This window comes from Edwardsiella tarda ATCC 15947 = NBRC 105688 (assembly GCF_003113495.2).
Taxonomy (GTDB): Bacteria; Pseudomonadota; Gammaproteobacteria; order Enterobacterales; family Enterobacteriaceae; genus Edwardsiella; species Edwardsiella tarda.
Genome location: NZ_CP084506.1, coordinates 509,855 through 532,110 on the forward strand (window position 1 = coordinate 509,855; position 22,256 = coordinate 532,110).

Here is a 22,256-nt window from a genome sequence, read left to right on the forward strand (position 1 = left end):
GGTAAAGGAGACTGTCATGTTTGATTATGAAACGTTGCGCTTCATTTGGTGGCTGCTGATCGGGGTGATCCTGGTGGCCTTCATGGTGACCGACGGGTTCGATATGGGGGTGGGTTGCCTGCTGCCGCTGGTGGCGCGTAACGACGACGAGCGCCGGGTGCTGATCAACAGCGTCGGCGCGCACTGGGAAGGGAACCAGGTATGGTTGATCCTGGCGGGCGGCGCGTTGTTTGCCGCCTGGCCGCGGGTGTATGCCGCCGCCTTCTCCGGCTTCTATGTGGCGATGATCTTGGTGCTGTGCGCCCTGTTCTTCCGCCCGCTGGCCTTCGACTATCGCGGTAAGATCGCCGATGCGCGTTGGCGCACCCTGTGGGACATTGGGCTGGTGATCGGTAGCCTGGTGCCCCCGGTGGTCTTCGGCGTGGCGTTCGGTAACCTGCTCCTCGGGGTTCCCTTCGCCTTTACCCCGCAACTGCGCGTCGAATACTTCGGCACCTTCTGGCAGCTGTTGTCACCCTTCGCCTTACTGTGTGGCCTGTTAAGCCTGTGTATGGTGATCATGCAGGGCGGGGTCTGGTTGCAACTGAAGACCGATGGCGTGATCCGTCAGCGGGCGCAGTCGGCCACCAACCGCAGCGCGTTGTTGGTGGTGCTGTGCTTCGTGCTGGCCGGTTACTGGATGTGGGTCGGCATCGATGGCTACGTGCTGCTCAGCCAGGATGCGAATGGCCCCTCCAACCCGTTGCTGAAGGCGGTGGCGGTGCTGCCTGGCGCCTGGATGGGGAATTTCTTCCATTCACCGTGGTTGCTGATCTTCCCGGCGCTCGCGGTGCTGTGCCCGCTGCTGACGCTACTCGCCAGCGCACGGGCGCGCGCCGGTTGGGCGTTCCTGCTGGCCTCCTTGGCGCAGGCCGGGGTGGTCTTCACCGCCGGGGTCACGCTATTCCCGTTTGTGATGCCTTCCAGCATCAATCCGATCTCGAGCCTGACCCTATGGGATAGTACCTCTAGCCAGATGACGCTGAGCATCATGCTGGTGATCGTGCTGGTCTTCTTGCCGATTGTGTTGCTCTACACCCTGTGGAGCTATTACAAGATGCTGGGGCGGATCACGCCGGAGACCATCCGCCGTCACGATCATGAACTGTATTGAGGAGGGGAAGCGATGTGGTATTTATTGTGGTTTGTCGGCATCTTGCTGATGTGTACGCTGTCGACGTTGGTACTGGTGTGGCTTGAGCCGCGCCTGAAATAAGCGCTTCACCCTGCGGGGCGGCCTAGGCCGCCCCGTTCCCCTCGACGCCCTCATCGATCGCCTGTTGACCCGCGCTACTCCCTTAACCCGTCTGTACGCTCGCGGTGAGATTTATTCCGCTGAGTAATATCATCATACTACCTCCTGGTTATTATTCACGGGTGATAAAATTTCCGCATGTTTATTACCACGAGTTATCTCATGCCTCACCAACCCTTGTCCCGCATCTACCGCAACTTGAATTATGAGATCCACTATATGATGAGCTTTATTGGCGGTTGCCTGGAGATCGTCAGTTTTATGTTTTTATACAAGGCATTAATCGGCTATATGACCTCGAATATGATCTTCGGTATCGCGGCGTTGGCCCAGGGAGGAATGGATTTCGAGTCGTACTATCACATCGCCATCATCCTGATCTGGATGCTGCTTGCGGCGTTACACCCGTTACTGGCCAATCGCTACCAGGCGCGTCTGACGAGCCCGTGGCAGGGGTATGCCATCGCCATGAGTATCAATTGCCTGCTGTTGCTGGCGTTTATGCTACTGGGGGCGGCGTTGATGCGTCATGGCCAACTCGGGGATAAACCGACGCTGGCGGTGATGCCGCTGGTGACCCTGGGCCTGGTGTTTATGTATATCCAAAACTTTGTGATTAAACACGGCGGGACGCGTCAACCGACGGCGACCTCGGTGGTGACGAGCGTCTATGTGCTGATGATGAGTCGACTGTCGAGCCTCTTCGCGGGTCAACGTACGCGGCGCGAGCGCGTGGTGCTGTTCCATGAAGGGATGCATTATCTGCTGGTGATCGGCCACTTCTTCATTGGGGCGCTGATCACGGCGCTACTGAGTCGGCAGATGGGGTTCTATAGCCTGTTGCCCGCCTTGTTGGCCTTGCTGCTGTTCACCCTGCGCATCTGGGTGAGGCATGGGCGCTATCGGGCGTTGGCGGACCCAGATCGGGTCTAGCATGCAAAACGGCAGCCTCGGCTGCCGTTTTTCGTTCTGAGGAGGCTTAACGTGTGGCGGGCGTCGCGGGGGCATTGCTGCTCATGGCGATCAGCGCCTTGCGGATCAGGTGGTGTACCGGATCGTGTGAGGCGCGCTCATGCCACATCAGATGATAGGGGTAGTAGACCGCCAGGCTGGGGATGGAGACGGCCTGGTATTCGCCGCTGGCGAGCAGCGGATCGCCGGTGCTGCGTAAGGTGACCAGTAGGGTGTCGTCGTCGACCAACTGATCCAGCCAGCGACGGAAGTTGTTGGTCAGCGTCAAGGTGATGTTGAGCAACCCTTCATCCAGGCGGTTGGCTTGCAGGAAACTCTCCCACAGGTAGGGGCTGATGTTGTAAATGATCAGGGGGTTAGTGAGTAACTGTTCCTGACTCAGGCTGAGCAGAGGCGGCGTCGTGTGCTGGGAGGCGCGTGCGCGGCGCAGGAAGATAAACTCGGAGGTCCCGAGGGTTTTTAGGTGAATACCGCTGGGGGGGGCGTGAGGGAAGTGGCGTACCGCCACGTCGACGCTACCCTGTTTGAGGCTCTGCACAATATCTTCCGCCGTGGTGGCGCTGGGGGGACGGAAGTTGATCACCAAGTTGGGATACAGGGTGCGGATATTACCGATCAGCGCGGAGACCTCTTGAATATTAAACCAGTGCGGTAGGCAGATGTTGTAACGGTGCTTCACGCCGCAGCGCAGCTGCTCGATCATAGACTGGCTGGTATACAGGGTGTTGCGCACGATGGCGCATAACGTCTCCCCGACCGGGGTGAGGGTGAACAGATTATTGCACTTGGTATACAACGGATCGTTGAACTCCTTGCGTAGCTCCATCAACAGCTTACTCATTGAGGGCTGGCTGATGTTTAGGTACTCGGCGGCTCGGCTGACGCTTTGTGCCTCATTCAGCGCCGTCAAGGCGACCAAGGCGCCGTAGTGGGTTTCAAACATGGACTTTAAAAAGTTATCGTGCGACATGGCGTCACCTGTATCGGGTTGGATCGTAAGCGTTCGTGACGCTTCATAGCGTGGCCGCCACGGTGTGACAGCCACGCGACGCGGGCAGAGTGTTAACGCGCGACGCGCACGCCGCCGTGGATACCCTGCGGACTGAATAACACCTGCCACAGTTGAATGTCACGGGCGCGGAAGGCGCCGGCGCAGGCACAGAGATAATAGCGGAACATGCGGTAGAAGCGTTCATCGTAACGCGCCTTCAGCCGTGGCCAGGCGGCGCAAAAGCGTGCCTCCCAGGCCATCAGGGTCTTATCGTAATCGGGACCAAAGTTATGCCAGTCCTCCATCACGAATAGACCTTCGCTATGCCTCGTGATATCGCACTGAGAGGGCAGGCGGCCATGAGGAAAAATATAGCGGTTAATCCAGGGATCAACACCCTGACGCGAGCGATTGCTGCCGATGGTGTGCAGTAGGAAGCGCCCCTCGGGGTGTAGGCAGCGACTGACGGTGGCGAAGTAGCTGGCGTAGTTCTTCGGCCCGACATGCTCAAACATCCCGACGGAGACGATGCGATCGAAGGTTTCGTCCAGATCGCGGTAGTCCATCAGACGCAGGGTGACCGGTAAGTCGGCGCAGCGTTGGCTGGCGAACGCGCACTGCTCCTGTGAGATGGTGATCCCGGTGACCTGTACGTCATAATGGCGCGCCATGTAGGCGGCGAGTCCGCCCCAGCCACAACCGATGTCGAGTACCCGCTGGCCGGGTTGTAGATCGAGCTTACGGCAGATCAGATCCAGCTTGGCCTCTTGCGCCTGTTCCAGGGTCGTGGCCTCTTTCCAGTAGGCGCAGGAGTACTGCATATGCGGATCGAGCATGGCTTCGAACAGATCATTGCCCAGATCGTAGTGTTGGCGCGCCACCTGACCCGAGCGGCGGCGTGACTGTAGGTTGAAGAGACGCGCGCTGGCCAGATAGAGCAGATCGTGCAGGTTGTGGGGCAGTTGGCGATCCAGTCCGGCGCGGAGGACGCGTTCGAAGAACATATCCAGACGTTCACACTCCCACCAGCCGTCCATATAGCTTTCCCCCAATCCCAGCGAGCCGTTTTGCATGATGCGGCGAAACAGCTGTGGATTATGGATCTGAATATCATAGGGGCGATGGCCATCGATCTGGATGTCGGCCTGTTGTAAGAGGGGTTGCAGAATACGATAGCTACGGGAGGGGGTGTTTATTGCGCTGACGATGGTACTCATATTTATTCCATTGATAAAATTTCCCGCATCATATCCGCCCTATCTCTGAGACAACAAAGCATATAAAAATTCCCTTATGGCATAAAGTGATAGAATAAAAAGATAAGGGGGGAAATATTCCGTTTATTTTTATTATTGCTATGATGTCGCGAGCTTATTACGTTTTCATTGAGCGCTCGCCATGAGATTGTTTTCATTGTGATGAGTGTTTCAATCGGCTAGTCTTTTTATTAAGTTGAGTTTTATCTGATAGAGTGGATCGCTCCGAACGGTGTCAGCGAGGAAAGTATCGGCTAGTGCGATCGGCTTATTCCGCTAACGTTCACGGGCACTTTTTGAATAGCGCATACCACACGGTAGAAATAAGCGGATCGCTTACCGTCGGGCGGGAGGTCTCCTGTGGCATATAGCAAAGATCGCACCGCCTGATGGCGATGTTCTCCGTATCCTGGTTAGCCGGCGAGCGCCGGATTCTCCCCACTCTGAGTACCATGCTAAATACGCGCTTCCCCCTCGACACGTGACGGGGGGGACGCCGAGCTATCTTGCCGTGAGCGAGGATCGCCTTATGGCAGGCGAGGAGGCGCGATGGTTTCACTTGCCGCCCGAAGAGGGCGTTATTTTCCTCCCTTATTGTGTCAGCCGATGCCCGCATCTGCGCGGGGCGATATGCGCCGTCACCGTTTTATTCCCTCGTTGGTCATCTGAGCTGGTTTAGATCGCATTGCTTGCGTTGCGCTATGTGGTCACACCGTATGGTACGGGCATGAGGTCGGCCGCGTGACCGCATCGTCGTGCGGGGGGATCTGCGCTTGCTGCGCCTATTTTTAACGCATAAATGTTAACTGCATCACTAATCTGTGTCGTTTTTGTGATGCTTTTTCATTTTTTGACCGGGGTAGCAAAACCTTTTCAGTTAGGGGTGATAGGATTAAATCATAATAAAGAAAAAATGTTTTTATCTAATCTTATATCCGGCCCTATGTGTGAGGAAAATAACATGAATCTGAAGCTACAGCTGAAGATACTGTCATTTCTGCAATTCTATCTATGGGGGAGCTGGCTGACCACGCTCGGCTCCTATATGTTTGTCACCCTGAAGTTTGACGGGGCGGCCATCGGGGCGGTTTATAGCTCGTTGGGTATCGCCGCGTTATTTATGCCAACCCTGTTGGGGATCGTGGCGGATAAATGGGTCAGCGCCAAATGGGTCTATGCCGCCTGCCATCTGGTCGGCGCGTTGACGCTATTCCTCGCGGCCCAAGTCACCACCCCCAGCGCCATGTTCGTGGTGATCTTGCTGAACTCGTTGGCCTATATGCCGACGTTGGGTTTGGTCAACACGATCTCCTATTATCGTCTGCAGAATGCGGGTATGGATATCGTCAGCGAATTCCCGCCGATCCGTATCTGGGGCACCATCGGTTTCATCCTGGCGATGTGGGCGGTGAGTTTCTCCGGTTTCGAGCTGAGCCATATGCAGCTATATATCGGTGCCGGCGCCTCGCTGCTATTGAGTCTGTTCTCTACCACGCTGCCCTATATTCCGGTGAACAAAACTCAGGAAAAACAAGGCTGGGTGGAGATGTTGGGTCTGAACGCCTTCAGCCTGTTCAAGAATTCGCGTATGGCGATCTTCTTCATCTTCTCCATGCTGCTGGGCGCCGAGTTGCAGATCACCAACATGTTCGGCAACCCGTTCCTGCATAGTTTCGATCAGAATCCGTTGTTTGCCGGTAGCTTTATCGTCGAGCACGCCTCGGTACTGCTGTCGGTTTCGCAGATTTCTGAGACGGTGTTCATCCTGACCATCCCGTTCTTCCTCGGCCGCTACGGTATCAAGAACGTGATGCTGATGAGCATGGTGGCCTGGATGTTGCGTTTTGGTCTGTTTGCCTACGGTGACCCGTCACCGTTCGGCACCGTGCTGCTGGTGTTGTCGATGATCGTCTACGGTTGCGCCTTCGACTTCTTTAATATCTCCGGCTCGGTGTTCGTCGATCAAGAGGTGAAACCGGCCATTCGCGCCAGTGCGCAGGGGATGTTCCTGATGATGACCAACGGCTTCGGCTGCATCTTGGGCGGCATCGTCAGCGGTAAGGTGGTGGAGTACTACACGCAGGGCGGCGTGACCGATTGGCCGACGGTGTGGCTGATCTTCGCGGGGTATTCGCTGCTGCTGGCCGTCGCCTTCCTGTTCCTGTTCCGCTATCACTATGTGCGTCCGCAGGGACAAGCGGCGAGCGTGGGACAACAGGCTTAATCACACCGCTTTTCACTCTCTGGGCCATGCCATCAAGGCGTGGCCCATTTTATGGGTTACGGTACTGAATACTGAATACTGAATACTGAATACTGAATACTGAATACCCTCCTATCTGTACCGCCGCGCTTCTCACCCTCCTCACGCTTGCCATGCGGCTATCCTCGCCGGCGTTGTTCCCGCATATTCGCGAGATCTTGCCGTGCCGGCACTGATAAATCACAAAAATATATTTAAATTTAATGAGTTAGTGTCGCAATCTTCTCGCCGTCGCCCCCGTGTTTTTCGAGCTTGCTAACACTCTGGCTGTGTCACGCAGTGATAAGGTGAGGCGCACGCAAGCAGCATCGCACACGCTATTTCATCTATCGGGACGGCTATCTGTGAGGGAACTAACATGAATCTGACGCTGCAGTTAAAAATCCTGTCGTTCTTGCAATTCGGGCTATGGGGATGCTGGTTGACCACCCTCGGCTCTTACATGTTCGCTACGCTGAAGTTTGACGGGACGGCGATTGGGGCAATTTACAGTTCACAAGGTATCGCCGCGCTATTTATGCCGGCGCTGTTAGGAATCGTGGCGGACAAGTGGATCAGCGCCAAGTGGGTGTATGCCCTCTGTCACCTGGTGAATGCCATTACCCTGTTTCTGGCCGCGCAGGTGACGACGCCCGGGGCCATGTTCGTGATTATCTTGCTGAACTCGCTGGCCTATATGCCGACACTGGGGCTGGCGAATAGCATCTCCTATTATCGCTTGCAGAGTGCCGGTAGGGATATTGTGCGTGAGTTCCCGCCGATCCGTATCTGGGGCACCATCGGTTTCATCTTGGCGATGTGGGGCGTCAGTTTCGCCGGCTTTGAGTTGAGCCATATGCAACTGTATATCGGTGCGCTGGTCTCGTTGCTGCTGAGCCTATTCGCGCTGACGCTGCCGACGATCCCGGTGGCCCACCGTCAAGCACAGCAAGGGTGGGTGGCGATGCTGGGGTTAGACGCCTTCAGCCTGTTTAAGAATACGCGTATGGCGGTCTTCTTCATCTTTGCCATGTTGCTGGGCGCCGAGTTGCAGATCACCAACATGTTCGGCAACCCATTCCTGCATAGCTTCGATCAGAACCCGGTATTTAGCGGCAGCTTTATCGTCGAGCATGCCTCGGTGCTGTTGTCGCTCTCGCAGATCTCTGAGACGGTGTTTATCCTGACCATCCCGTTCTTCCTGAGCCGTTATGGCATCAAGAATGTGATGCTGATGAGCATGGTGGCTTGGATGCTGCGTTTCGGCCTGTTTGCCTATGGCGATCCGTCGCCGTTCGGTACCGTGCTGTTGGCGCTGTCGATGATCGTCTATGGCTGTGCCTTCGACTTCTTCAACATCTCCGGCTCGGTGTTTGTCGATCAAGAGGTGAAGCCGGCCATCCGCGCCAGTGCGCAGGGCATGTTCCTGATGATGTCCAGTGGATTAGGGGCGATCTTGGGTGGACTGGTCAGCGGCAAGGTGGTTGAGCTGTATAGTCACGCTGACGGCGCCACCGATTGGCGGATGGTATGGCTGATCTTTGCCGCCTACTCGGTGTTGTTGGCCATCATTTTCTCCTTCCTGTTCCGTTACCATCATCAGCGGCCAGCGGGGGTGCCGTCGGACGCCTGACAAGGACGCACCGAGGCGGCGGCGCATTCACTGTCCGTCGCCACGCTGGGATTGGGCTACGCTTGGCTGCGTTAGGGTGAGCCGAATTCTGCGGAGGAGCGATGACGATTGTACCGTTGGATGAGACCATGATGCGTCTGTGGGTGGGGCTGCGCGCCCAGTTAGCACCACAGACGCCGTTGAGCCAGCAGTGGCTCGAAGGGTGTGCCTTGCTGGATGCCGAGCCCTTTATGGCGTTTCTGGCATTAGGTCAGCAGGGGGAGGGGCTGGGATTTATCGAGCTGGCATTGCAAGCGGATACGCTGCATCGTCAGGCACCGGCCCAGTTGCGTTTAGGCTGCCTGTTTGTCCTGCCGGAGCGGCGTTTACAGGGGGTCGCGACCGAGCTGGTAGCGGTGGCCTGCGCCTGGGGGCGGCAACATGGCTGTGACGAGCTGGTGTCGGAGGTCAGCTTAGACGATCGGGGACAGCAGCAGATGCATCAGGCGTTGGGTTTTACGCCGGGAGCGCGGCGGGTGCGTTACCGCTTGCCGCTCGCGTGAAGCACGCCGCGCACCGGGCGCGGCGTGTCAGAGGGGTTAGGCCAGGCTAGCCAGCGGGCGGGATCCGTGGCGGCGCGCGCTGTGGATCCAGGTGTAGGAGCCCATCACGGCGATGGCCGTCAACAGGATGTACTCCAGCGACATGGCGTAGACGCCTTGGATCGCGTAGATCACCACGCTGATGACGTCGATCACCACCCACAGCAGCCAGTTTTCGACATACTTGCGGGTCATCAGCACCATCGCGGCGATGGAGAGGACCAGCATGGTGGAGTCCCAGAGCGGGAAGGCATCCGGCTGCAGCTCCGGCATTACCACGTTGGCACCCATGCCTTGCAGCAGATCGATGGCGATGCGGGTGAGCACGGCGAATACCGGGTCGATGAAGCGCGTCATCAGGGCGATGGCGACCAGGCAGACCAGCGTCAGGGTCAGCGCCTTACCACGCGACAGCCAGCGAACCTTAAGCGCGGCCTCGTTATCGGCATTCTGGCGGCTCCAGGCATACCAGCCATAAATATTGGCGGCGAAGAAGAACACCTGCAGCAACAGGCTGGCATACAGCTGGATCTGGAAGAAGATGGCGGCGAACAGGGTGACGTTAATCAGCCCGAACAGATAGTTGATGATCTTCTCCTTGCTGGCGAACCAGATGCACAGCAGGCCGAACAGGGTACCGATCGCCTCGATCCAAGAGAGAGCATAGCCACCCTCGCCGAGTGGAATGTTAACCATCACATTGTTAATGCTAAAGAAATCCATCATCAATTCTCCTTGTTATGATCCAGACGGATGGCGTGCAGGGCGAGTTCGATCTCCCGCGCCTCGCCGCGCAGGCTACAGGCTTCCTGCTGCTGATAATCGTTGATGCCTTGCTCCAGCTCGGCGTTGTGGGTCACCACGACGTTGAGGATGGAGGCGGTACGTAGGCCGCGTAGCGCGCCAACGACCATCAACGGGGCCGTCTCCATGTCGGCGGCCAGGATGCCGCGCGCCGACCATTCGGCATCCAACTGCATCTCGCGATCGGTATAGAAGCTGTCGTGACTGCGTACGTAGCCGCAGTGTGCCGGGTAGCCTAGGCGCGCGGCTTCGCGTCGTAGTAACTCGACGAGCCCCTGATCGGCGCAGGCCGGATAGGCGGCGGGGGCATAGGCGTGGCTGGTGCCCTCGTCGCGTACGGCGGCGTTGGCGATCACCAGATCCCCCAGCGCCATGGCGTCTTGCAGGGCGCCGCAACTCCCGATGCGGATCAGGGTATCGACGCCGATACGCCGCAACTCCTCGACGGCGATGGCGGTGGAGGGGCCGCCGATACCGGTGGAGAGCACGAGGATCTCAATACCGTGGAAATAGCCGCGTAGGGCGCGGTATTCGCGGTTTTGCCCCAATGGCTCGACGTCATCCAGGAAGCGGGCGACATGTTCTACGCGTTGCGGATCGCCGGGCAATAAGGCGTAACGCGCCTGGGTCATGGCCCGGCTCAGGCGAATATGCGGTTGTAGTTCCATCGGGTTCCTTATGACTCTGGATGATAGGCCGCTGCACCTGGCAGGCCAGCCTCACGCTGTAGACGCGCCGCGTCTAGCAGGATAATGCTCTCGCCTTCGACGGCGATGATCTGCTGTTCCTTCAGCGTAAACAGGATGCGATTGATGCTACGCATGGCGGCGGCGAACTCGAGGCTGAGTTGCTGCTTGTCCAGCGTGATGCGATCGTGCCCCTGTTGGTTAAAACGTTGCCACAACGCCAGCGCAACCCGTTGTTGCAGGGTATACAGGCTGTCGGCGCCCGCCTTGGCGGACAAGTGGTAATACTGCTGGCTGCTGGTGCGCAATATGCGTTGATTAAAATGGTTATCCAGCGCCAGCCAACGGTGGAAGTCTTCCCGGTTGAGTCGTAACAGCTGCGTCTCACGGGTGGCTTCGACCGAGCAAATATAGGGGCGTTGTTCAAATATTTCCAACTCCCCCAAGATGTCTCCCTGGTGGTAGCGTGCTTGCCGATAACGGCGTCCGTCCTCGGCCTCAAAGAAAATGTCTGCTTCTCCCTGAAGTATTAGCCAAAAGTGTTGGCAGGTGTCTCCTTGGCGGCAGATTAGTTCGCCGGGAGCGACGGTTTGTCCAATCCAGCTGCGCATGACACTCAGCGGACAATTTTTTACCCACTCGTATAAGACGGCGTTGCGGGTGACGAGCTCGACGAGGCTTAACCAGGTCTCGTTCTGCAGAGTGTGTTTGACTTTGAACACTATAGGTTTTCCTTCAATTCACGGACAGGACGCCCGTCCGCACTCACCATGATAGCGGGAGAAAAAGTGTCGATGGGTTCTGATATTACACATCCGCCCGGGACAAATGTCTCGGGCGGAGAGAAAGGGAGAGTAATGTGTGATGGCGATCGGCTTTCACCCATCGCCAGTGTGGAGCGCGGGTTAGATCAGGGCGATCAGTAATAGCAGCCCGACCAACATGACGGGAGCGGTACGTTTGACCAGATCGAGGGGCGAGACACCGACCATGCCGGCGACCACGATGGCCGCGGCGGAGAGTGGCGAGGCGGTGCGCCCCAGGTAGCTGGCGAAGGCGGCGGCGGTACCCAGATTAGTGCCATCCATGCCAAAGGCGGCGGCATGGGGGGTGATCGCCTCGTTGAAGGCATAGGCCGCCGCATCACCGGAGCCGATCACGATGGCCATCAGGAAGGGGCCGATGGTGCCGCCGAAACGGGCGGCCTGCGGGTAGTCGATCAGTAGGGTCTTGGCCGCCTCGATCAGGCCAATGGCGTTGAGGCCGGCGACAAAGACCCCGGCGCAGATGATGATGCCGAATACGTCGCTGTAAGCCTTGCCCATACCGTCGAAGAAGGCCGGGATCGCCTTGCCGGGATGGGTCCGGGTGACCAGCAGGGTGGCGAGGATGCCCCACATCACCGCCTGCGGTACCCCCATCTTCAGCCAGGCGACGCCGCCGAAGGCACCGAGCATCAGCAGGGTGACGGGCAGCAGCGGCATCAGCGCGGCCAGTAGGTTGATCGGCTGGTGGTCGGCCTGGATGTCGCTCTCCAGCGTCGAGTGGTAGCCCTTGTGTTCGCGACGTAACAGGGCGGTCAGGGTCATGCCGACCATGATCAGCAGCCCCAACCACACCACGGTCATGGCGCGTGAGGCGATGATGGTCATCACGTCGCCACCGACGATCTTGGCGACTAACGCCATATGGGGGCTACCGGGGTTCAGCAGGCTGGCGCCGAAGGTTCCGGCCAAGACCGAGGCCCCGGCCATCACCGGGTGGATGCCCGCCGCCAGTTGTAGCGGGATCATGGTGATACCGGCCGCCGCCGCCGCTCCGGCCGCACTAGGCAGCGCCAGCTGGACGAAGGTGGTCAGCAGGATGGTGCCGGGGATCAGCAGCAGCCCTACACGGCGTAGCGGAACACTCAGTAGACGCACCAGATGGCGATCGCAGCCGGTAAACTTCATCACGGTGGCGAAGCCGATGGCGGAGAGGATCGCCTGGATCAGCCCTTCGGACACCATCTTCTGGGCGAAGCTGTTCATCGCCGCCATCGGATCGGCGGCCAGTAGGCACATCAACAGGCCGGAGAACAGCAGGACGGTACGGGTATCCTGGCGCTTGATCAGCAGGATGATCGTCACGATCAGGATCGCGATGCCGACAAGAATTAACATGACTTACTCCCCATGATGAGGTTGGTAGATAAGGTGGTGTCCCGCCTCGGGGCTGGGCTCTCGCTCCAGGCGGGCGCGCAACGCATCAAACTCCGCCAGCCACTGCGCGCGCCAGCGCGTCTTGAGCGCCTCCGGTTGCCAGCAGGCATCGATACCGTTGGCCAGCAGGTGGCGCACACCATCGAGATCGAAGCCAAACTCCTCCACCATCACCCGGTAACATTCGGCGCCGTTGGTGTCGTGCATATGCCAGTCGTCGGTCGCCGGGATCAGGGTGAGGCCGGCCTGCGCCATGCGGCGGATCGGGTGATGACGTCGCCAGTCGTCGTGATCGGGCCAGCACTTGAGGAAATAGGTATTGCTCGGCACCACGGTAAAGGGGATGCCGGCACGGGCGTAGCGCGCCAGCAGTGCGGGGTTGTCGATGATGCTATAGCCGTGGTCGATGCGTTCCAGCTGGAGCAGATCCAGGCCACTCTCCACGTTGCGCCAGTGTAGGCCGAACTCGCTACAGTGGCCGGTCAGGCGCAGACCGCCGTGTTGCGCGAGACGGTAGGCTTTCCAGAAGTGCTCGATCGGCGCGTCGTGTTCACGGTAGTCGATGCCGATCCCGGCCACCAGCGGATGGGGATGGGCCAATACGGTCTCCACCATGCGCACGGCCTCTTCGGGGCTCTTCTCGCGATTGATCGCCGGCAGGAACAGTGCGTGGATCTCCCAGCGGCGAGCGGCGTCGGCCAACCCCTGCGCCAGGGCGGCGGTGACCTCGTCATAAGGCAGCGGGGTATCCGAGGGATTCCAGAAGAGCTCCAGGTGGCGAACCCCGGTGGCGGCGGCGTCTTCGGCGACCTCCAGCATCACCCGGTAGTAGTCTTGCGGACTGCGCAATAGCGGGTAGAGGAAGTTGAGCGCGGCGATGCCGCCTTTGGCCTGGCCGGTCTCCGCCTGATAGCGGCGGTAGAAACTCTTGGCCTCTTGCTCACTCAGCGCCACACCGGCGCGCCGCGCCAGGTCACGCATGGTCGTGAGGCGCACCCCACCCAGCAGGTGATAGTGCAGATCGACCTTGGGAAATTGCGTCAGGAACTCAGTCCAGGTAATCGTTTGCGTCGCAGGCATGACCGTCTCTCGTGACAGCGGGGAGAAAAGGCGCATCTTAGGGGAGCCGGCCATGCCAGGGAAATGCTATTCCGGCATGGGCCAGGCCGATTCGGCATGATGCTTGGCTCGGCGCCACGCGGTGCTTAGGCCGGTTCGTCGCGTGGCGGCCAGAAACGCTCACCGGCGGCGATGCGCGCCGCCAGGCGTTGCCAGAAGGCCTCGGCGCGTTGGTGCAGACGAGCGCGGTTACGGTACAGGCGGATCTGGTAGGGCACGCACCAGCGTTGGCGATCCACCGCCACCAGGCGGCCCTCGGCCAGCTCCGCGTGGATCTGGCAGTCGGCCAGCCAGGTCAGCCCGTGGCCGCGTAGCGCCATCTGGCGGTGTAGGTCACACAGTGAGGCCTCGAACACCGGTTGAGCCGCAAACGGATGCTGTGGCATTAGCCGTTCGACCATGCGCGCGCTGTAGGAGTCTGGCGTGTAGCGTAGCACCGGCACCGCTTGTTCGCCCGGCGTAAAGCGTACTCTGCCGTCGGGGCCGGGGGCGCCGACCAGCAACATCGCGCCGTGGCCGAGTAGTAGATTGTCGAAAGGGGGCTGTAACAGGGCGTGGCTGTCGAAGCCCAGAAGGAAGTCGCTGGCACCTTCGATCAAGGCCTCGACGGCGAAGTCGACACGCAGGATGTCGACGGCGAAAGGCAAGGGGGTGGCCTCGTCGGCGCCGACCGCCGCCACCAGATCGAGTAGAAAGGGCGAAGAGAGGGAGTGTGGGGCGCTGAAGCGTATCGGATGGAGCAGAACCGGCGGGCGTCCCTGCAGACTATTTAACCCCTCGCGCCATTGGGTCACCATGGCGTGGGCCAGTAAGCGGAACTGATAGCCGGCCGGTGTCAGCGTGACGGGGGTGGTGCTGCGATCGACCAATTGTTGCCCCACGCTCTCTTCCAATGCCCGGATATGGCGCCCGAAGGCGGGCTGCGTAATATGACGGCTGGCGGCGGCGCGGGAAAAATTACGCAACTCCGCCAGTGCCAGAAAGTCTTCCAGCCACCCCATCTCCATTGCGCTCTCCCCCCTCGTTAACCTCGTCTCTCGTCGCGCTATCCTGCCTGTCGGGCAGGTGGTATGACAACCCCGCCGTACCGATTCTAACCCGTTCTCGACGAGATGCGTTGGGGAAAAATAATTCGCGAGATGAATACCGACATAAACACATCGGTATTTACGATGTAATTAAGCTGTTCAATGCGAACTATTTGGTGATCACAAGCGCAGAATTGTATCTCTGGTAAATGAATTAACGGAAATGTGAGGCATGCACTGCCTACTTATCCGATAGCTAAAATAAGATGTCATACAGAAATTAATGCAATTACTTATTTGTCCAGACCAAAAGTAACACATATTCAACCAATATCAGGGAGCCTTGCTATATGAAACTGAAAACTTTTTCCCGTCATATCCTCTGTGCAGCGGTGCTTTCTCTGATCGCGGGTGGCGTGCAGGCGGCTGAGAAGGTGACGTTGAAGCTGGCGCATAATCTGGAGCGCAGCCACGTGGTACATCAGGCCTTCGAGCAGATGGCGAAAGAGGTACAACAACTTTCTAACGGCACCATGCGTATTCGCATCTACCCCAGCAGCCAGATGGGGAGCGCGCGTGAGACCTTAGAACTGTTGCAGAACGGGGCGCTGGATATGACGAAAGGCTCCGCCAGCGATCTGGAATCCTTCGATAACGTGTATGCCATTTATAATATGCCGTACCTGTTTAAGGATCAGCAGCACTTTAATAACGTCGTTTACGGTCCGGTCGGCAAAGAGATCATGGACTCGACCAAGGATAAGGGCTTCTTCTCTATGGCCGCCTATGTCGCCGGTACGCGTAGCTTCTACGCCAAGAAGCCGATCACCTCACCGGCCGATCTGAAGGGGATGAAGATCCGCGTCCAGGCCAGCCCGACCACCATCAAGATGATCGAGCTGATGGGTGGCTCACCGACGCCGATCTCCTTCGGCGAGGTATACACCGCGATGCAGCAGGGTGTGGTGGATGGCGCCGAGAATAACGTACCGTCCTGGGTACAGACCCGCCATATCGAAATCGCTAACGTCCTCTCTGAAGACGAACATGCCTCGATTCCGGATTACCTGGTTATCGCCACCAAGACCTGGGAGAAGTTGACGCCGGAGCAGCAGGCGATCCTGACCAAGGCCGCGCGTGACTCCGAAGTGTATCAGCAGAAGCTGTGGGATCAGGTCGATGCCGAATCTCGTGCTCAGGCGAAAGCGATGGGCGCCAGCATTGTTAGCGTCGATAAGGCCCCGTTCCGTGCCGCCGTTCAGCCGCTGTATGACGAGTTCCGTAAGGATCCGAAGCAGGCTGCCCTGTTGGACAAGTTCGAAGCCGCCGCGCAGTAATCAGGCCGTTATGCGCGGGCACATCCGTTGTCCGCGCCGTTTCATCCCGCTATTTGGATAGACCGTATGATTCTCGATCGGATCAAAAAAATCGTCGACCGCTGCATCGCCTCGTTTGCGGTGGTGGTGATGGTGGCGTTGGTGGCCTGTGTCGTCTGGCAGGTATTCAGCCGTTATGTGCTTAGTCAGCCCAGTACCCTGACCGATGAGCTGGCGCGTTTTCTGATGATTTGGGTTGGCCTGCTGGGTGCCGCCTACACCGTGGGCGCGCAGCGCCACCTGTCCATCGATCTGCTGGCCATGTCGGTTCGAGCCCGCACTCAGGCCATGCTGAGCGTGTTGGTGAATCTGCTGGTGATGGTGTTCTCCTTCCTGGTCATGATCGTCGGTGGGCGGATGTTGATCGACAAGACGCTGGCGACGGCGCAGCTGTCGGCGGCGATGCAGATCCCGATGGGGTACGTCTACTTCATTCTGCCGCTGAGCGGCGCCATCATCATCTTTTATAACCTCTATTTCGTCGCCCATGGCATCAAGAAACTGACCGGCCAGCAAGGAGTGAGTCACTGATGGATAGCTATATTGCCTTGACCCTGTTCGGTAGCTTCTTCTTCCTGGTGTTTGTCGGCGTCCCGATCTCTTTCTCTATTGGTATCGCCACCTTCGCCTCGATGTTGCTGATGTTCCCTTGGGAGATCGCCACCATCACCGTGGCACAGCGCCTGGCCAATGGGTTGGATAACTTTGCGTTGCTGGCGATCCCATTCTTTATCTTTGCCGGTACGCTGATGAATAGCGGCGGTATCGCCATCCGTTTGATCAACTTGGCTCAGGTGATGGTCGGGCGTGTGCCAGGCTCCTTGGGGCATGTTAACGTGCTGGCGAACATGATGTTTGGCTCCATCTCTGGCTCCGCCGTGGCGGCGGCGGCGGCGGTGGGGGGCACCCTGCATCCGATCCAGACGCGGGAAGGCTATGATCCGGCCTTCTCCACGGCGGTGAACGTCTCCTCCTGTATCACCGGTCTGTTGATTCCGCCCTCTAACGTATTGATCGTCTTCTCTCTGACGGCCGGTGGTGTCTCCGTGGCCTCGCTGTTCCTGGCGGGGTATCTGCCGGGGATCCTGATGGGGCTGTCGATCATGGTGGTGTGCGCCTTTATCGCCAAGTCGCGTAACTATCCGGTTAGCGCGCGCCCGACGCTGCGTCAGGCGGGGAAGGCCTTCTGGGACGCCTGGCCGAGTCTGCTGTTGGTGTTTATCGTGATGGGCGGCATCCTGGGTGGGGTGTTTACCGCGACCGAGGCTTCGGCGATCGCCGTGGTGTACACCTTCGTGTTGTCGGTGCTGATCTATCGTGAGGTGAAGTGGCGCGATCTGCCGAAGCTGATCCTGGAGTCGGTGGTGACGACGTCGATCGTGTTGCTGCTGATCGGTTTCTCCGTCGGTATGTCCTGGGCGATGACCAACGCCGATATCCCCTACATGATCAGCGATGCGTTGATGGGGATCTCCGAGAATCCGCTTATCATCCTGTTGCTGATCAACATCGTGTTGCTGATCGTCGGTATCTTCATGGATATGACGCCGGCGGTGCTGATCTTCACACCGATCTTCCTGCCCATCGCGCAGGAGTTGGGGATGGATCCGGTCCACTTCGGCATCATGATGGTGGCTAACCTGTGTATCGGTCTGCTGACGCCGCCAGTGGGGAGTGCCCTGTTCGTCGGCTGCTCCATCTCTGGGGTGAAGATCCAGCAACTGATCAAGCCGTTGCTGCCCTTCTACCTGGCGTTGATTGCCTCACTGATGCTGATCACCTACATCCCGCAGATTTCGCTGTTCGTACCGCGCCTGTTTGGTCTGATGTAAGCCAGACAGAGTACCAACATAAGGCAGAGCATGGCTCTGCCTTTTTTATTGTCAGCTTTAAACCACCTCCTCGGGAGGTGGTGATTGTCCCTGTGAGGCTATAGCCTGAAGGAAGCCCATGCCAGAAAATTCCAGCTTACTCACCACAAGTAAGAAGGAAATCACTGACATGAGCAGTTATAGAAGTTCAGCACATGTATTCTGGCGTTGCAAATATCACTTGGTGTGGACGCCAAAGTATCGCTACAAGGTTTTAACAGGGACGGTAGGTAAAGAGCTTTATCGCTCAGTTTATATACTTTGCAATATGAAAGATTGTGAGGTACTTGAATTGAATGTTCAGACAGACCATGTTCATCTTGTCGTGATGATCCCACCGAAACTCTCGATCTCAACGCTGATGGGCGTCCTGAAAGGGCGCACAGCTATTCGTCTCTACAACAAGTTTCCGCATATACGAAAGAAGCTGTGGGGTAATCATTTTTGGGCGAGGGGATACTTTGCAGACACAGTTGGAGTGAACGAAGAAATTATCAGACGCTACGTGAGGCATCAGGATAAGAAAGATCAAGAATACGAGCAGCAAATGGCGTTATTACAGGATTAAAACGAACAAGGCCCCCTTTTAGGGGGCCCCATTTAAAGCCACCTCTTCAAGAGGTGGATTTTTACTGCGCCCCGTTATTTGCGCCTCGGGCGAGGTGAGGGATCATCTCGCTGGGGCCTGTAACCTGGCGCGCTAGCAGAGGATTCAGTAAAACCGGCGACTCAATTCGGTATAGCAGAGCGTTACTCCCTGATAGCTCACAAAAAGTAGATTTCTTCGTACGGTGAATTGCATCGTCTGGCGTCTGTGAGATAATTATTTGGCCGGTGAGGTTCGGCTAAAATCTCACTGTGTGCTTCCCGATTCTGACAGATTGGGGCCAGAAAGCAGAGCGGCTCTCCCCCTCTGCTTTCGCTTTTTTCCCCACGGTGATGTGCGACGTTGCCTCTGCCTCTGCCTCTGCCTCTGCCTCTGCCTCTGCCTCTGCCTCTGCCTCTGCCTCTGCCTCTGCCTCTGCCTCTGCCTCTGCCTCTGCCTCTGCCTCTGCCTCTGCTTTTCGCGCGTTAGGCTATCGATCGGCCCGATATATCGCCACTCGGCTGAACTCTCCCTTATGATAGAAACCGGTTTCAGAAACCGGTTGCAGTTATTTTTTCGCAGCGCGTATACTGACGCTATGGTGCGCCGTTTGGCGGCGTGTGGAGCGTAGTAGCGAAGGGAGAGTGGCGATGGGATTTCCAGCAGATTTCTTATGGGGGGCGGCGACGGCGGCTTACCAGGTGGAGGGGGCACACGATGTTGATGGCAAGGGGCTTTCGATATGGGATGTCTATGCTCATCAACCCGGAACGACCTATCAGGGGAGCAATGGGGATGTGGCCGCCGATCACTATCATCGTTTTCGAGAGGATGTGGCGTTGATGGCCGAGCTGGGAATGACTTCATACCGCTTCTCCCTCTCTTGGCCGCGCCTGCTGCCGGAGGGAACCGGACGCGTCAACGAGGCGGGTGTCGCCTTCTACAACCAGCTGATCGATACGCTGTTGCAACATAACATCCGGCCGATGATCACCCTGTACCACTGGGATCTACCGCAGGCGCTACAGGATCGCTTCGGTGGTTGGGCGGATCGGCGCATTGTCGATGCCTTCGACGAGTATGCGCGTCTGTGTTATGCCCGCTTCGGCGATCGCGTCGATCTCTGGTCGACCTTTAACGAGACCATCGTCTTTATCGGTATGGGCTACGTTACCGGTCAGCATCCTCCCGCGCTGAAAGAGACTAAAACCGCTATTCAGGCGTGCCATCATGTGTTCCTGGCCAACGCGCGAGCGGTGAAAAGCTTCCGCGAGTTGGAGGTAGCCGGCCAGATCGGCTTCGTCAATGTGATGCAACCCAACGATCCCATCAGCCAACGGCCAGAGGATTTGCGTGCCTGTGCGTTGGCCGAGGGGATCTACACCCACTGGCTGTTCGATCCGGTGCTGAAGGGGGAGTACCCGGTGGAGCTGTTGGCGATGGCTCAGCAGGCTTTCGGCGTGCCACAGTTCGCGCCAGGCGATGCCGAGCTGCTACGGGAGAATATCGTCGATTTTATCGGGCTGAACTACTACAAACGCGAGATGATCGCCGCTAACGAGGAGATTCAAGGCTTCGATCTCAATACCAGCGGTGAGAAGGGGAGCAGCGGGGGAATGGGCTTTAAGGGATTATTTAAGATCGTGCGTAATCCTGACGGCGTTTATTCCGATTGGGATTGGGAGATCTATCCGCAGGGGCTGACGGAGGCGATCGCCCGTATTCGTCGGCGTTATGGCGAGATCCCTATCTACATCACCGAAAATGGCCTCGGCGCCAAGGATCCGATCGTCGCGGGTGAGATCGCCGATCAGGCGCGTATCGACTATTTACGCGACCATATCGCGGCGTTGGAGCAGGCCATCGCCGAGGGGGCTGATGTTCGTGGCTACTATCCCTGGTCGTTTATCGATCTGCTCTCATGGCTGAATGGCTATCAGAAGCAGTATGGCTTCGTCTATGTCGATCGTCAGCAGGATCTGGCCCGGCGTAAGAAGCGTAGCTTTTACTGGTATCAGCAAGTGATTCGCAGCAACGGCGCCGAGCGCTAATTCGCTCTGCTGGGCGGTCTGGCTGACGGCCCGCCGCCTGCTTATCTTCGCCATATGGCTGGTTTTTCCCGCGTCAGCGTTTATGATGAAGGCAGGGTGCCGCCATGAGGCGGCTGTCTGGCGGATAATTGGCGAACGATTACCGCCGTTAGGCGTGATGTAGCGATAACGATGAACAAACGGTTTAGGCGTCTCGTTGGCCTGTTTCTGCCCTTGGCGCTATTGGCGGCGGGTGCGCTGTGGTGGGGGCCCGGCGCGGCACAGAATAATCCGGCGGCGCAGGCTTCGATCAGCCAACTGACGCGTCAGGAGCGAGTGGTGGCCTATCTGCAGGCGCATCGGCAGCTACCGGATTACTATATTACCAAGCGCCAGGCGCGTGCCGCCGGTTGGGATCCGGCTAAAGGTAACCTGTGCCAGGTCTTGCCTGGGCGCGCCATCGGTGGCGATCGCTTCGCCAACCGTGAGGGGCGTCTACCCCAACAGGCGGATCGCATCTGGCGTGAGGCGGATGTGAATTATCGCTGTGGCCGCCGCCAGGCGGATCGCGTGTTATATTCCAATGACGGTCTGATCTATGTCACCCGTGATCACTATCGACACTTTATCCGTATGGAGTGATCGCTATGCAAAAAGTCCAATTTGATTTTAACCAGATAACCGATTTAGCGGCCTTCTATCGCCAATTCTCGCATGTCTTCGCCTTGTCGTCGGCGTTCGGCGCCAATCTTGACGCGTTATGGGATGTGGTGACTGGCGATATCGCGATGCCGTTGGAGATCGACTTTATCAACTTCGATGCTGGCAAGAAGCGGCGTTTTGCTGCGCTGGTGCTGCTGTTTGAGGCGGCGGAGGCGGAGTTAGAGGGCGAGTTACGCTTTAATACTTACGATAAGGCGGCCTGAGTACGCTACCGCCGACCAACTGGCCGGCGGGCGTGTCTATCATTACTCGTTCTCTTCGGCCAGAACGCGCAGATACTGGAAGATTTGGCGTGCCGATTTCGGTGGCTTGTTTCCCTCACGCTCCTTCTTCGCGTTACGGATCAAGGCGCGTAGTTGCTGGCGATCGGCCTGCGGATAGAGGTTAATCACCTCGGTGATCGCCAGGTCGCCGTCGTCAATCAAACGGTCGCGCAGTTGTTCCAGTTTATGGAACAGGGCGACTTGCTGGTTGTGGCGGTTCTTCAGCTTATCCAACGCGGTCTGAATCGGTTCGGGGTCGCGTTGACGCAGCAGTTTGCCGATCAACTGTAGTTGGCGACGACGCCCCTCTTTCTTGATGCGTTGGGCCAGCTCGATCGCGGCGCGCAGATCTTCATCCAGCGGAATGCGATCCAAGGCATTTTTCCCGAGATCGACCAGTTCGGCGCCCAGGTCCTTTAGGGCTTCGGCATCGCGTTTGATTTCGCTTTTGCTGACCCAGATGATCTCGTCATCATCGTCGTTTTCTTCCTGGCCGGGGATCTCGTCCAGCCACTCTTCGTCTGGATGTTTATGCATGGCAGTTTCCTTAAAAAATGGCGCACATCCTAACAGGTGTCGCTGCGTGTGTCGCGCAATTCT

Annotated in this window: 22 protein-coding genes; 13 read left to right on the forward strand and 9 right to left on the reverse strand. The window is 57.9% G+C overall.

All coding sequences use genetic code 11. The annotated features are described in order from the left end of the window. The first annotated feature begins 16 nt into the window (after positions 1 to 16). The 3 genes from appB (at position 17) to DCL27_RS02395 (ending at position 2,227) form a co-directional block, all read left to right on the forward strand. Positions 17 to 1,153 carry a cytochrome d ubiquinol oxidase subunit II gene (appB, locus tag DCL27_RS02385; RefSeq protein ID WP_005282265.1) on the forward strand — a complete coding sequence of 379 codons (1,137 nt, stop codon included), beginning with the start codon at positions 17 to 19 and terminating at the stop codon, positions 1,151 to 1,153. 12 nt (positions 1,154 to 1,165) lie between these two features. Continuing rightward, a complete protein-coding gene (gene cbdX, locus DCL27_RS02390; RefSeq protein WP_068870376.1) occupies positions 1,166 to 1,255 on the forward strand; it encodes a cytochrome bd-II oxidase subunit CbdX in 90 nt (29 codons plus the stop codon). 201 nt (positions 1,256 to 1,456) lie between these two features. After that, positions 1,457 to 2,227 carry a DUF1275 family protein gene (locus DCL27_RS02395; protein WP_035600668.1) on the forward strand — a complete coding sequence of 257 codons (771 nt, stop codon included), beginning with the start codon at positions 1,457 to 1,459 and terminating at the stop codon, positions 2,225 to 2,227. Between the two features lie 46 nt (positions 2,228 to 2,273). Here DCL27_RS02395 and DCL27_RS02400 read toward each other — a convergent pair whose 3' ends face one another. Both DCL27_RS02400 and cfa read right to left on the reverse strand, forming a co-directional pair. Then, complete coding sequence (locus DCL27_RS02400; protein WP_005282260.1) at positions 2,274 to 3,236, reverse strand: LysR family transcriptional regulator; 963 nt, start codon at positions 3,234 to 3,236, stop codon at positions 2,274 to 2,276. Between the two features lie 92 nt (positions 3,237 to 3,328). Beyond that, positions 3,329 to 4,480 (reverse strand): cyclopropane fatty acyl phospholipid synthase, encoded by a 1,152-nt coding sequence (gene cfa / locus DCL27_RS02405; protein ID WP_370555082.1) that lies wholly within the window; start codon positions 4,478 to 4,480, stop codon positions 3,329 to 3,331. 994 nt (positions 4,481 to 5,474) lie between these two features. Here cfa and DCL27_RS02410 point away from each other — a divergent pair. The 3 genes from DCL27_RS02410 to DCL27_RS02420 all read left to right on the forward strand — a co-directional run bounded on the left by DCL27_RS02410 (position 5,475) and on the right by DCL27_RS02420 (position 8,930). After that, positions 5,475 to 6,737, forward strand: a complete 1,263-nt coding sequence (locus DCL27_RS02410; protein ID WP_005297523.1) for a nucleoside permease — start codon at positions 5,475 to 5,477, stop codon at positions 6,735 to 6,737. Positions 6,738 to 7,134: 397 nt separating this feature from the next. Continuing rightward, positions 7,135 to 8,388 (forward strand): nucleoside permease, encoded by a 1,254-nt coding sequence (locus DCL27_RS02415; RefSeq protein ID WP_005282243.1) that lies wholly within the window; start codon positions 7,135 to 7,137, stop codon positions 8,386 to 8,388. Between the two features lie 101 nt (positions 8,389 to 8,489). After that, positions 8,490 to 8,930, forward strand: coding sequence for a GNAT family N-acetyltransferase (locus DCL27_RS02420; RefSeq protein WP_005282240.1), 441 nt, complete (start codon positions 8,490 to 8,492; stop codon positions 8,928 to 8,930). A gap of 36 nt (positions 8,931 to 8,966) precedes the next feature. Here DCL27_RS02420 and pnuC read toward each other — a convergent pair whose 3' ends face one another. The 6 genes from pnuC to DCL27_RS02450 all read right to left on the reverse strand — a co-directional run bounded on the left by pnuC (position 8,967) and on the right by DCL27_RS02450 (position 14,786). Next, on the reverse strand, positions 8,967 to 9,692 hold the full coding sequence (gene pnuC, locus DCL27_RS02425; RefSeq protein WP_035594290.1) for a nicotinamide riboside transporter PnuC: 726 nt from the start codon (positions 9,690 to 9,692) through the stop codon (positions 8,967 to 8,969). Positions 9,693 to 9,694: 2 nt separating this feature from the next. Beyond that, entirely contained in the window at positions 9,695 to 10,441 is a 747-nt protein-coding gene (locus DCL27_RS02430; RefSeq protein ID WP_005282234.1) for a nucleoside phosphorylase, read from the reverse strand. A gap of 8 nt (positions 10,442 to 10,449) precedes the next feature. Continuing rightward, on the reverse strand, positions 10,450 to 11,181 hold the full coding sequence (locus tag DCL27_RS02435; protein ID WP_005282230.1) for a Crp/Fnr family transcriptional regulator: 732 nt from the start codon (positions 11,179 to 11,181) through the stop codon (positions 10,450 to 10,452). Between the two features lie 183 nt (positions 11,182 to 11,364). After that, on the reverse strand, positions 11,365 to 12,621 hold the full coding sequence (gene dcuC / locus DCL27_RS02440) for a C4-dicarboxylate transporter DcuC (protein WP_005282227.1): 1,257 nt from the start codon (positions 12,619 to 12,621) through the stop codon (positions 11,365 to 11,367). Between the two features lie 3 nt (positions 12,622 to 12,624). Further along, on the reverse strand, positions 12,625 to 13,740 hold the full coding sequence (locus tag DCL27_RS02445; protein ID WP_005297528.1) for an adenosine deaminase family protein: 1,116 nt from the start codon (positions 13,738 to 13,740) through the stop codon (positions 12,625 to 12,627). Positions 13,741 to 13,865: 125 nt separating this feature from the next. Beyond that, positions 13,866 to 14,786: a LysR family transcriptional regulator gene (locus DCL27_RS02450; RefSeq protein WP_005297531.1), complete on the reverse strand. Its 921-nt coding sequence runs from the start codon at positions 14,784 to 14,786 to the stop codon at positions 13,866 to 13,868. 371 nt (positions 14,787 to 15,157) lie between these two features. Between DCL27_RS02450 and DCL27_RS02455 the strand changes: the two genes are divergently transcribed. The 7 genes from DCL27_RS02455 (at position 15,158) to DCL27_RS02485 (ending at position 21,596) form a co-directional block, all read left to right on the forward strand. Continuing rightward, positions 15,158 to 16,144 (forward strand): TRAP transporter substrate-binding protein, encoded by a 987-nt coding sequence (locus DCL27_RS02455; RefSeq protein ID WP_035598940.1) that lies wholly within the window; start codon positions 15,158 to 15,160, stop codon positions 16,142 to 16,144. A gap of 66 nt (positions 16,145 to 16,210) precedes the next feature. Continuing rightward, complete coding sequence (locus DCL27_RS02460) at positions 16,211 to 16,714, forward strand: TRAP transporter small permease (RefSeq protein WP_035598937.1); 504 nt, start codon at positions 16,211 to 16,213, stop codon at positions 16,712 to 16,714. Beyond that, positions 16,714 to 18,015 carry a TRAP transporter large permease gene (locus DCL27_RS02465; RefSeq protein WP_005282210.1) on the forward strand — a complete coding sequence of 434 codons (1,302 nt, stop codon included), beginning with the start codon at positions 16,714 to 16,716 and terminating at the stop codon, positions 18,013 to 18,015. Before DCL27_RS02460 ends, DCL27_RS02465 begins: the two co-directional genes overlap by 1 nt. Positions 18,016 to 18,184: 169 nt before the next feature. Then, complete coding sequence (gene tnpA, locus DCL27_RS02470; protein ID WP_109610406.1) at positions 18,185 to 18,622, forward strand: IS200/IS605 family transposase; 438 nt, start codon at positions 18,185 to 18,187, stop codon at positions 18,620 to 18,622. A gap of 668 nt (positions 18,623 to 19,290) precedes the next feature. Next, entirely contained in the window at positions 19,291 to 20,691 is a 1,401-nt protein-coding gene (locus DCL27_RS02475; RefSeq protein WP_035600435.1) for a GH1 family beta-glucosidase, read from the forward strand. Positions 20,692 to 20,862: 171 nt separating this feature from the next. Next, positions 20,863 to 21,312 carry a ribonuclease domain-containing protein gene (locus tag DCL27_RS02480; RefSeq protein ID WP_035600438.1) on the forward strand — a complete coding sequence of 150 codons (450 nt, stop codon included), beginning with the start codon at positions 20,863 to 20,865 and terminating at the stop codon, positions 21,310 to 21,312. 5 nt (positions 21,313 to 21,317) lie between these two features. Next, complete coding sequence (locus DCL27_RS02485; RefSeq protein WP_005296307.1) at positions 21,318 to 21,596, forward strand: barstar family protein; 279 nt, start codon at positions 21,318 to 21,320, stop codon at positions 21,594 to 21,596. 42 nt (positions 21,597 to 21,638) lie between these two features. On the opposite strand, the gene yjgA is transcribed toward DCL27_RS02485, so the two are convergent. After that, positions 21,639 to 22,193: a ribosome biogenesis factor YjgA gene (gene yjgA, locus DCL27_RS02490; protein ID WP_005282196.1), complete on the reverse strand. Its 555-nt coding sequence runs from the start codon at positions 22,191 to 22,193 to the stop codon at positions 21,639 to 21,641. Positions 22,194 to 22,256: the final 63 nt, after the last annotated feature.

Excerpts from the sequence above, each read along its gene's own strand:
- appB (WP_005282265.1), top strand. The coding sequence starts at position 17 with ATGTTTGATTATGAAACGTTGCGCTTCATTTGGTGGCTGCTGATCGGG.
- cbdX (WP_068870376.1), top strand. The coding sequence starts at position 1,166 with ATGTGGTATTTATTGTGGTTTGTCGGCATCTTGCTGATGTGTACGCTG.
- DCL27_RS02395 (WP_035600668.1), top strand. The coding sequence starts at position 1,457 with ATGCCTCACCAACCCTTGTCCCGCATCTACCGCAACTTGAATTATGAG.
- DCL27_RS02400 (WP_005282260.1), bottom strand. The coding sequence starts at position 3,236 with ATGTCGCACGATAACTTTTTAAAGTCCATGTTTGAAACCCACTACGGC.
- DCL27_RS02410 (WP_005297523.1), top strand. The coding sequence starts at position 5,475 with ATGAATCTGAAGCTACAGCTGAAGATACTGTCATTTCTGCAATTCTAT.
- DCL27_RS02415 (WP_005282243.1), top strand. The coding sequence starts at position 7,135 with ATGAATCTGACGCTGCAGTTAAAAATCCTGTCGTTCTTGCAATTCGGG.
- DCL27_RS02420 (WP_005282240.1), top strand. The coding sequence starts at position 8,490 with ATGACGATTGTACCGTTGGATGAGACCATGATGCGTCTGTGGGTGGGG.
- pnuC (WP_035594290.1), bottom strand. The coding sequence starts at position 9,692 with ATGGATTTCTTTAGCATTAACAATGTGATGGTTAACATTCCACTCGGC.
- DCL27_RS02430 (WP_005282234.1), bottom strand. The coding sequence starts at position 10,441 with ATGGAACTACAACCGCATATTCGCCTGAGCCGGGCCATGACCCAGGCG.
- dcuC (WP_005282227.1), bottom strand. The coding sequence starts at position 12,621 with ATGTTAATTCTTGTCGGCATCGCGATCCTGATCGTGACGATCATCCTG.
- DCL27_RS02445 (WP_005297528.1), bottom strand. The coding sequence starts at position 13,740 with ATGCCTGCGACGCAAACGATTACCTGGACTGAGTTCCTGACGCAATTT.
- DCL27_RS02450 (WP_005297531.1), bottom strand. The coding sequence starts at position 14,786 with ATGGAGATGGGGTGGCTGGAAGACTTTCTGGCACTGGCGGAGTTGCGT.
- DCL27_RS02455 (WP_035598940.1), top strand. The coding sequence starts at position 15,158 with ATGAAACTGAAAACTTTTTCCCGTCATATCCTCTGTGCAGCGGTGCTT.
- DCL27_RS02460 (WP_035598937.1), top strand. The coding sequence starts at position 16,211 with ATGATTCTCGATCGGATCAAAAAAATCGTCGACCGCTGCATCGCCTCG.
- DCL27_RS02465 (WP_005282210.1), top strand. The coding sequence starts at position 16,714 with ATGGATAGCTATATTGCCTTGACCCTGTTCGGTAGCTTCTTCTTCCTG.
- tnpA (WP_109610406.1), top strand. The coding sequence starts at position 18,185 with ATGAGCAGTTATAGAAGTTCAGCACATGTATTCTGGCGTTGCAAATAT.
- DCL27_RS02475 (WP_035600435.1), top strand. The coding sequence starts at position 19,291 with ATGGGATTTCCAGCAGATTTCTTATGGGGGGCGGCGACGGCGGCTTAC.
- DCL27_RS02480 (WP_035600438.1), top strand. The coding sequence starts at position 20,863 with ATGAACAAACGGTTTAGGCGTCTCGTTGGCCTGTTTCTGCCCTTGGCG.
- DCL27_RS02485 (WP_005296307.1), top strand. The coding sequence starts at position 21,318 with ATGCAAAAAGTCCAATTTGATTTTAACCAGATAACCGATTTAGCGGCC.
- yjgA (WP_005282196.1), bottom strand. The coding sequence starts at position 22,193 with ATGCATAAACATCCAGACGAAGAGTGGCTGGACGAGATCCCCGGCCAG.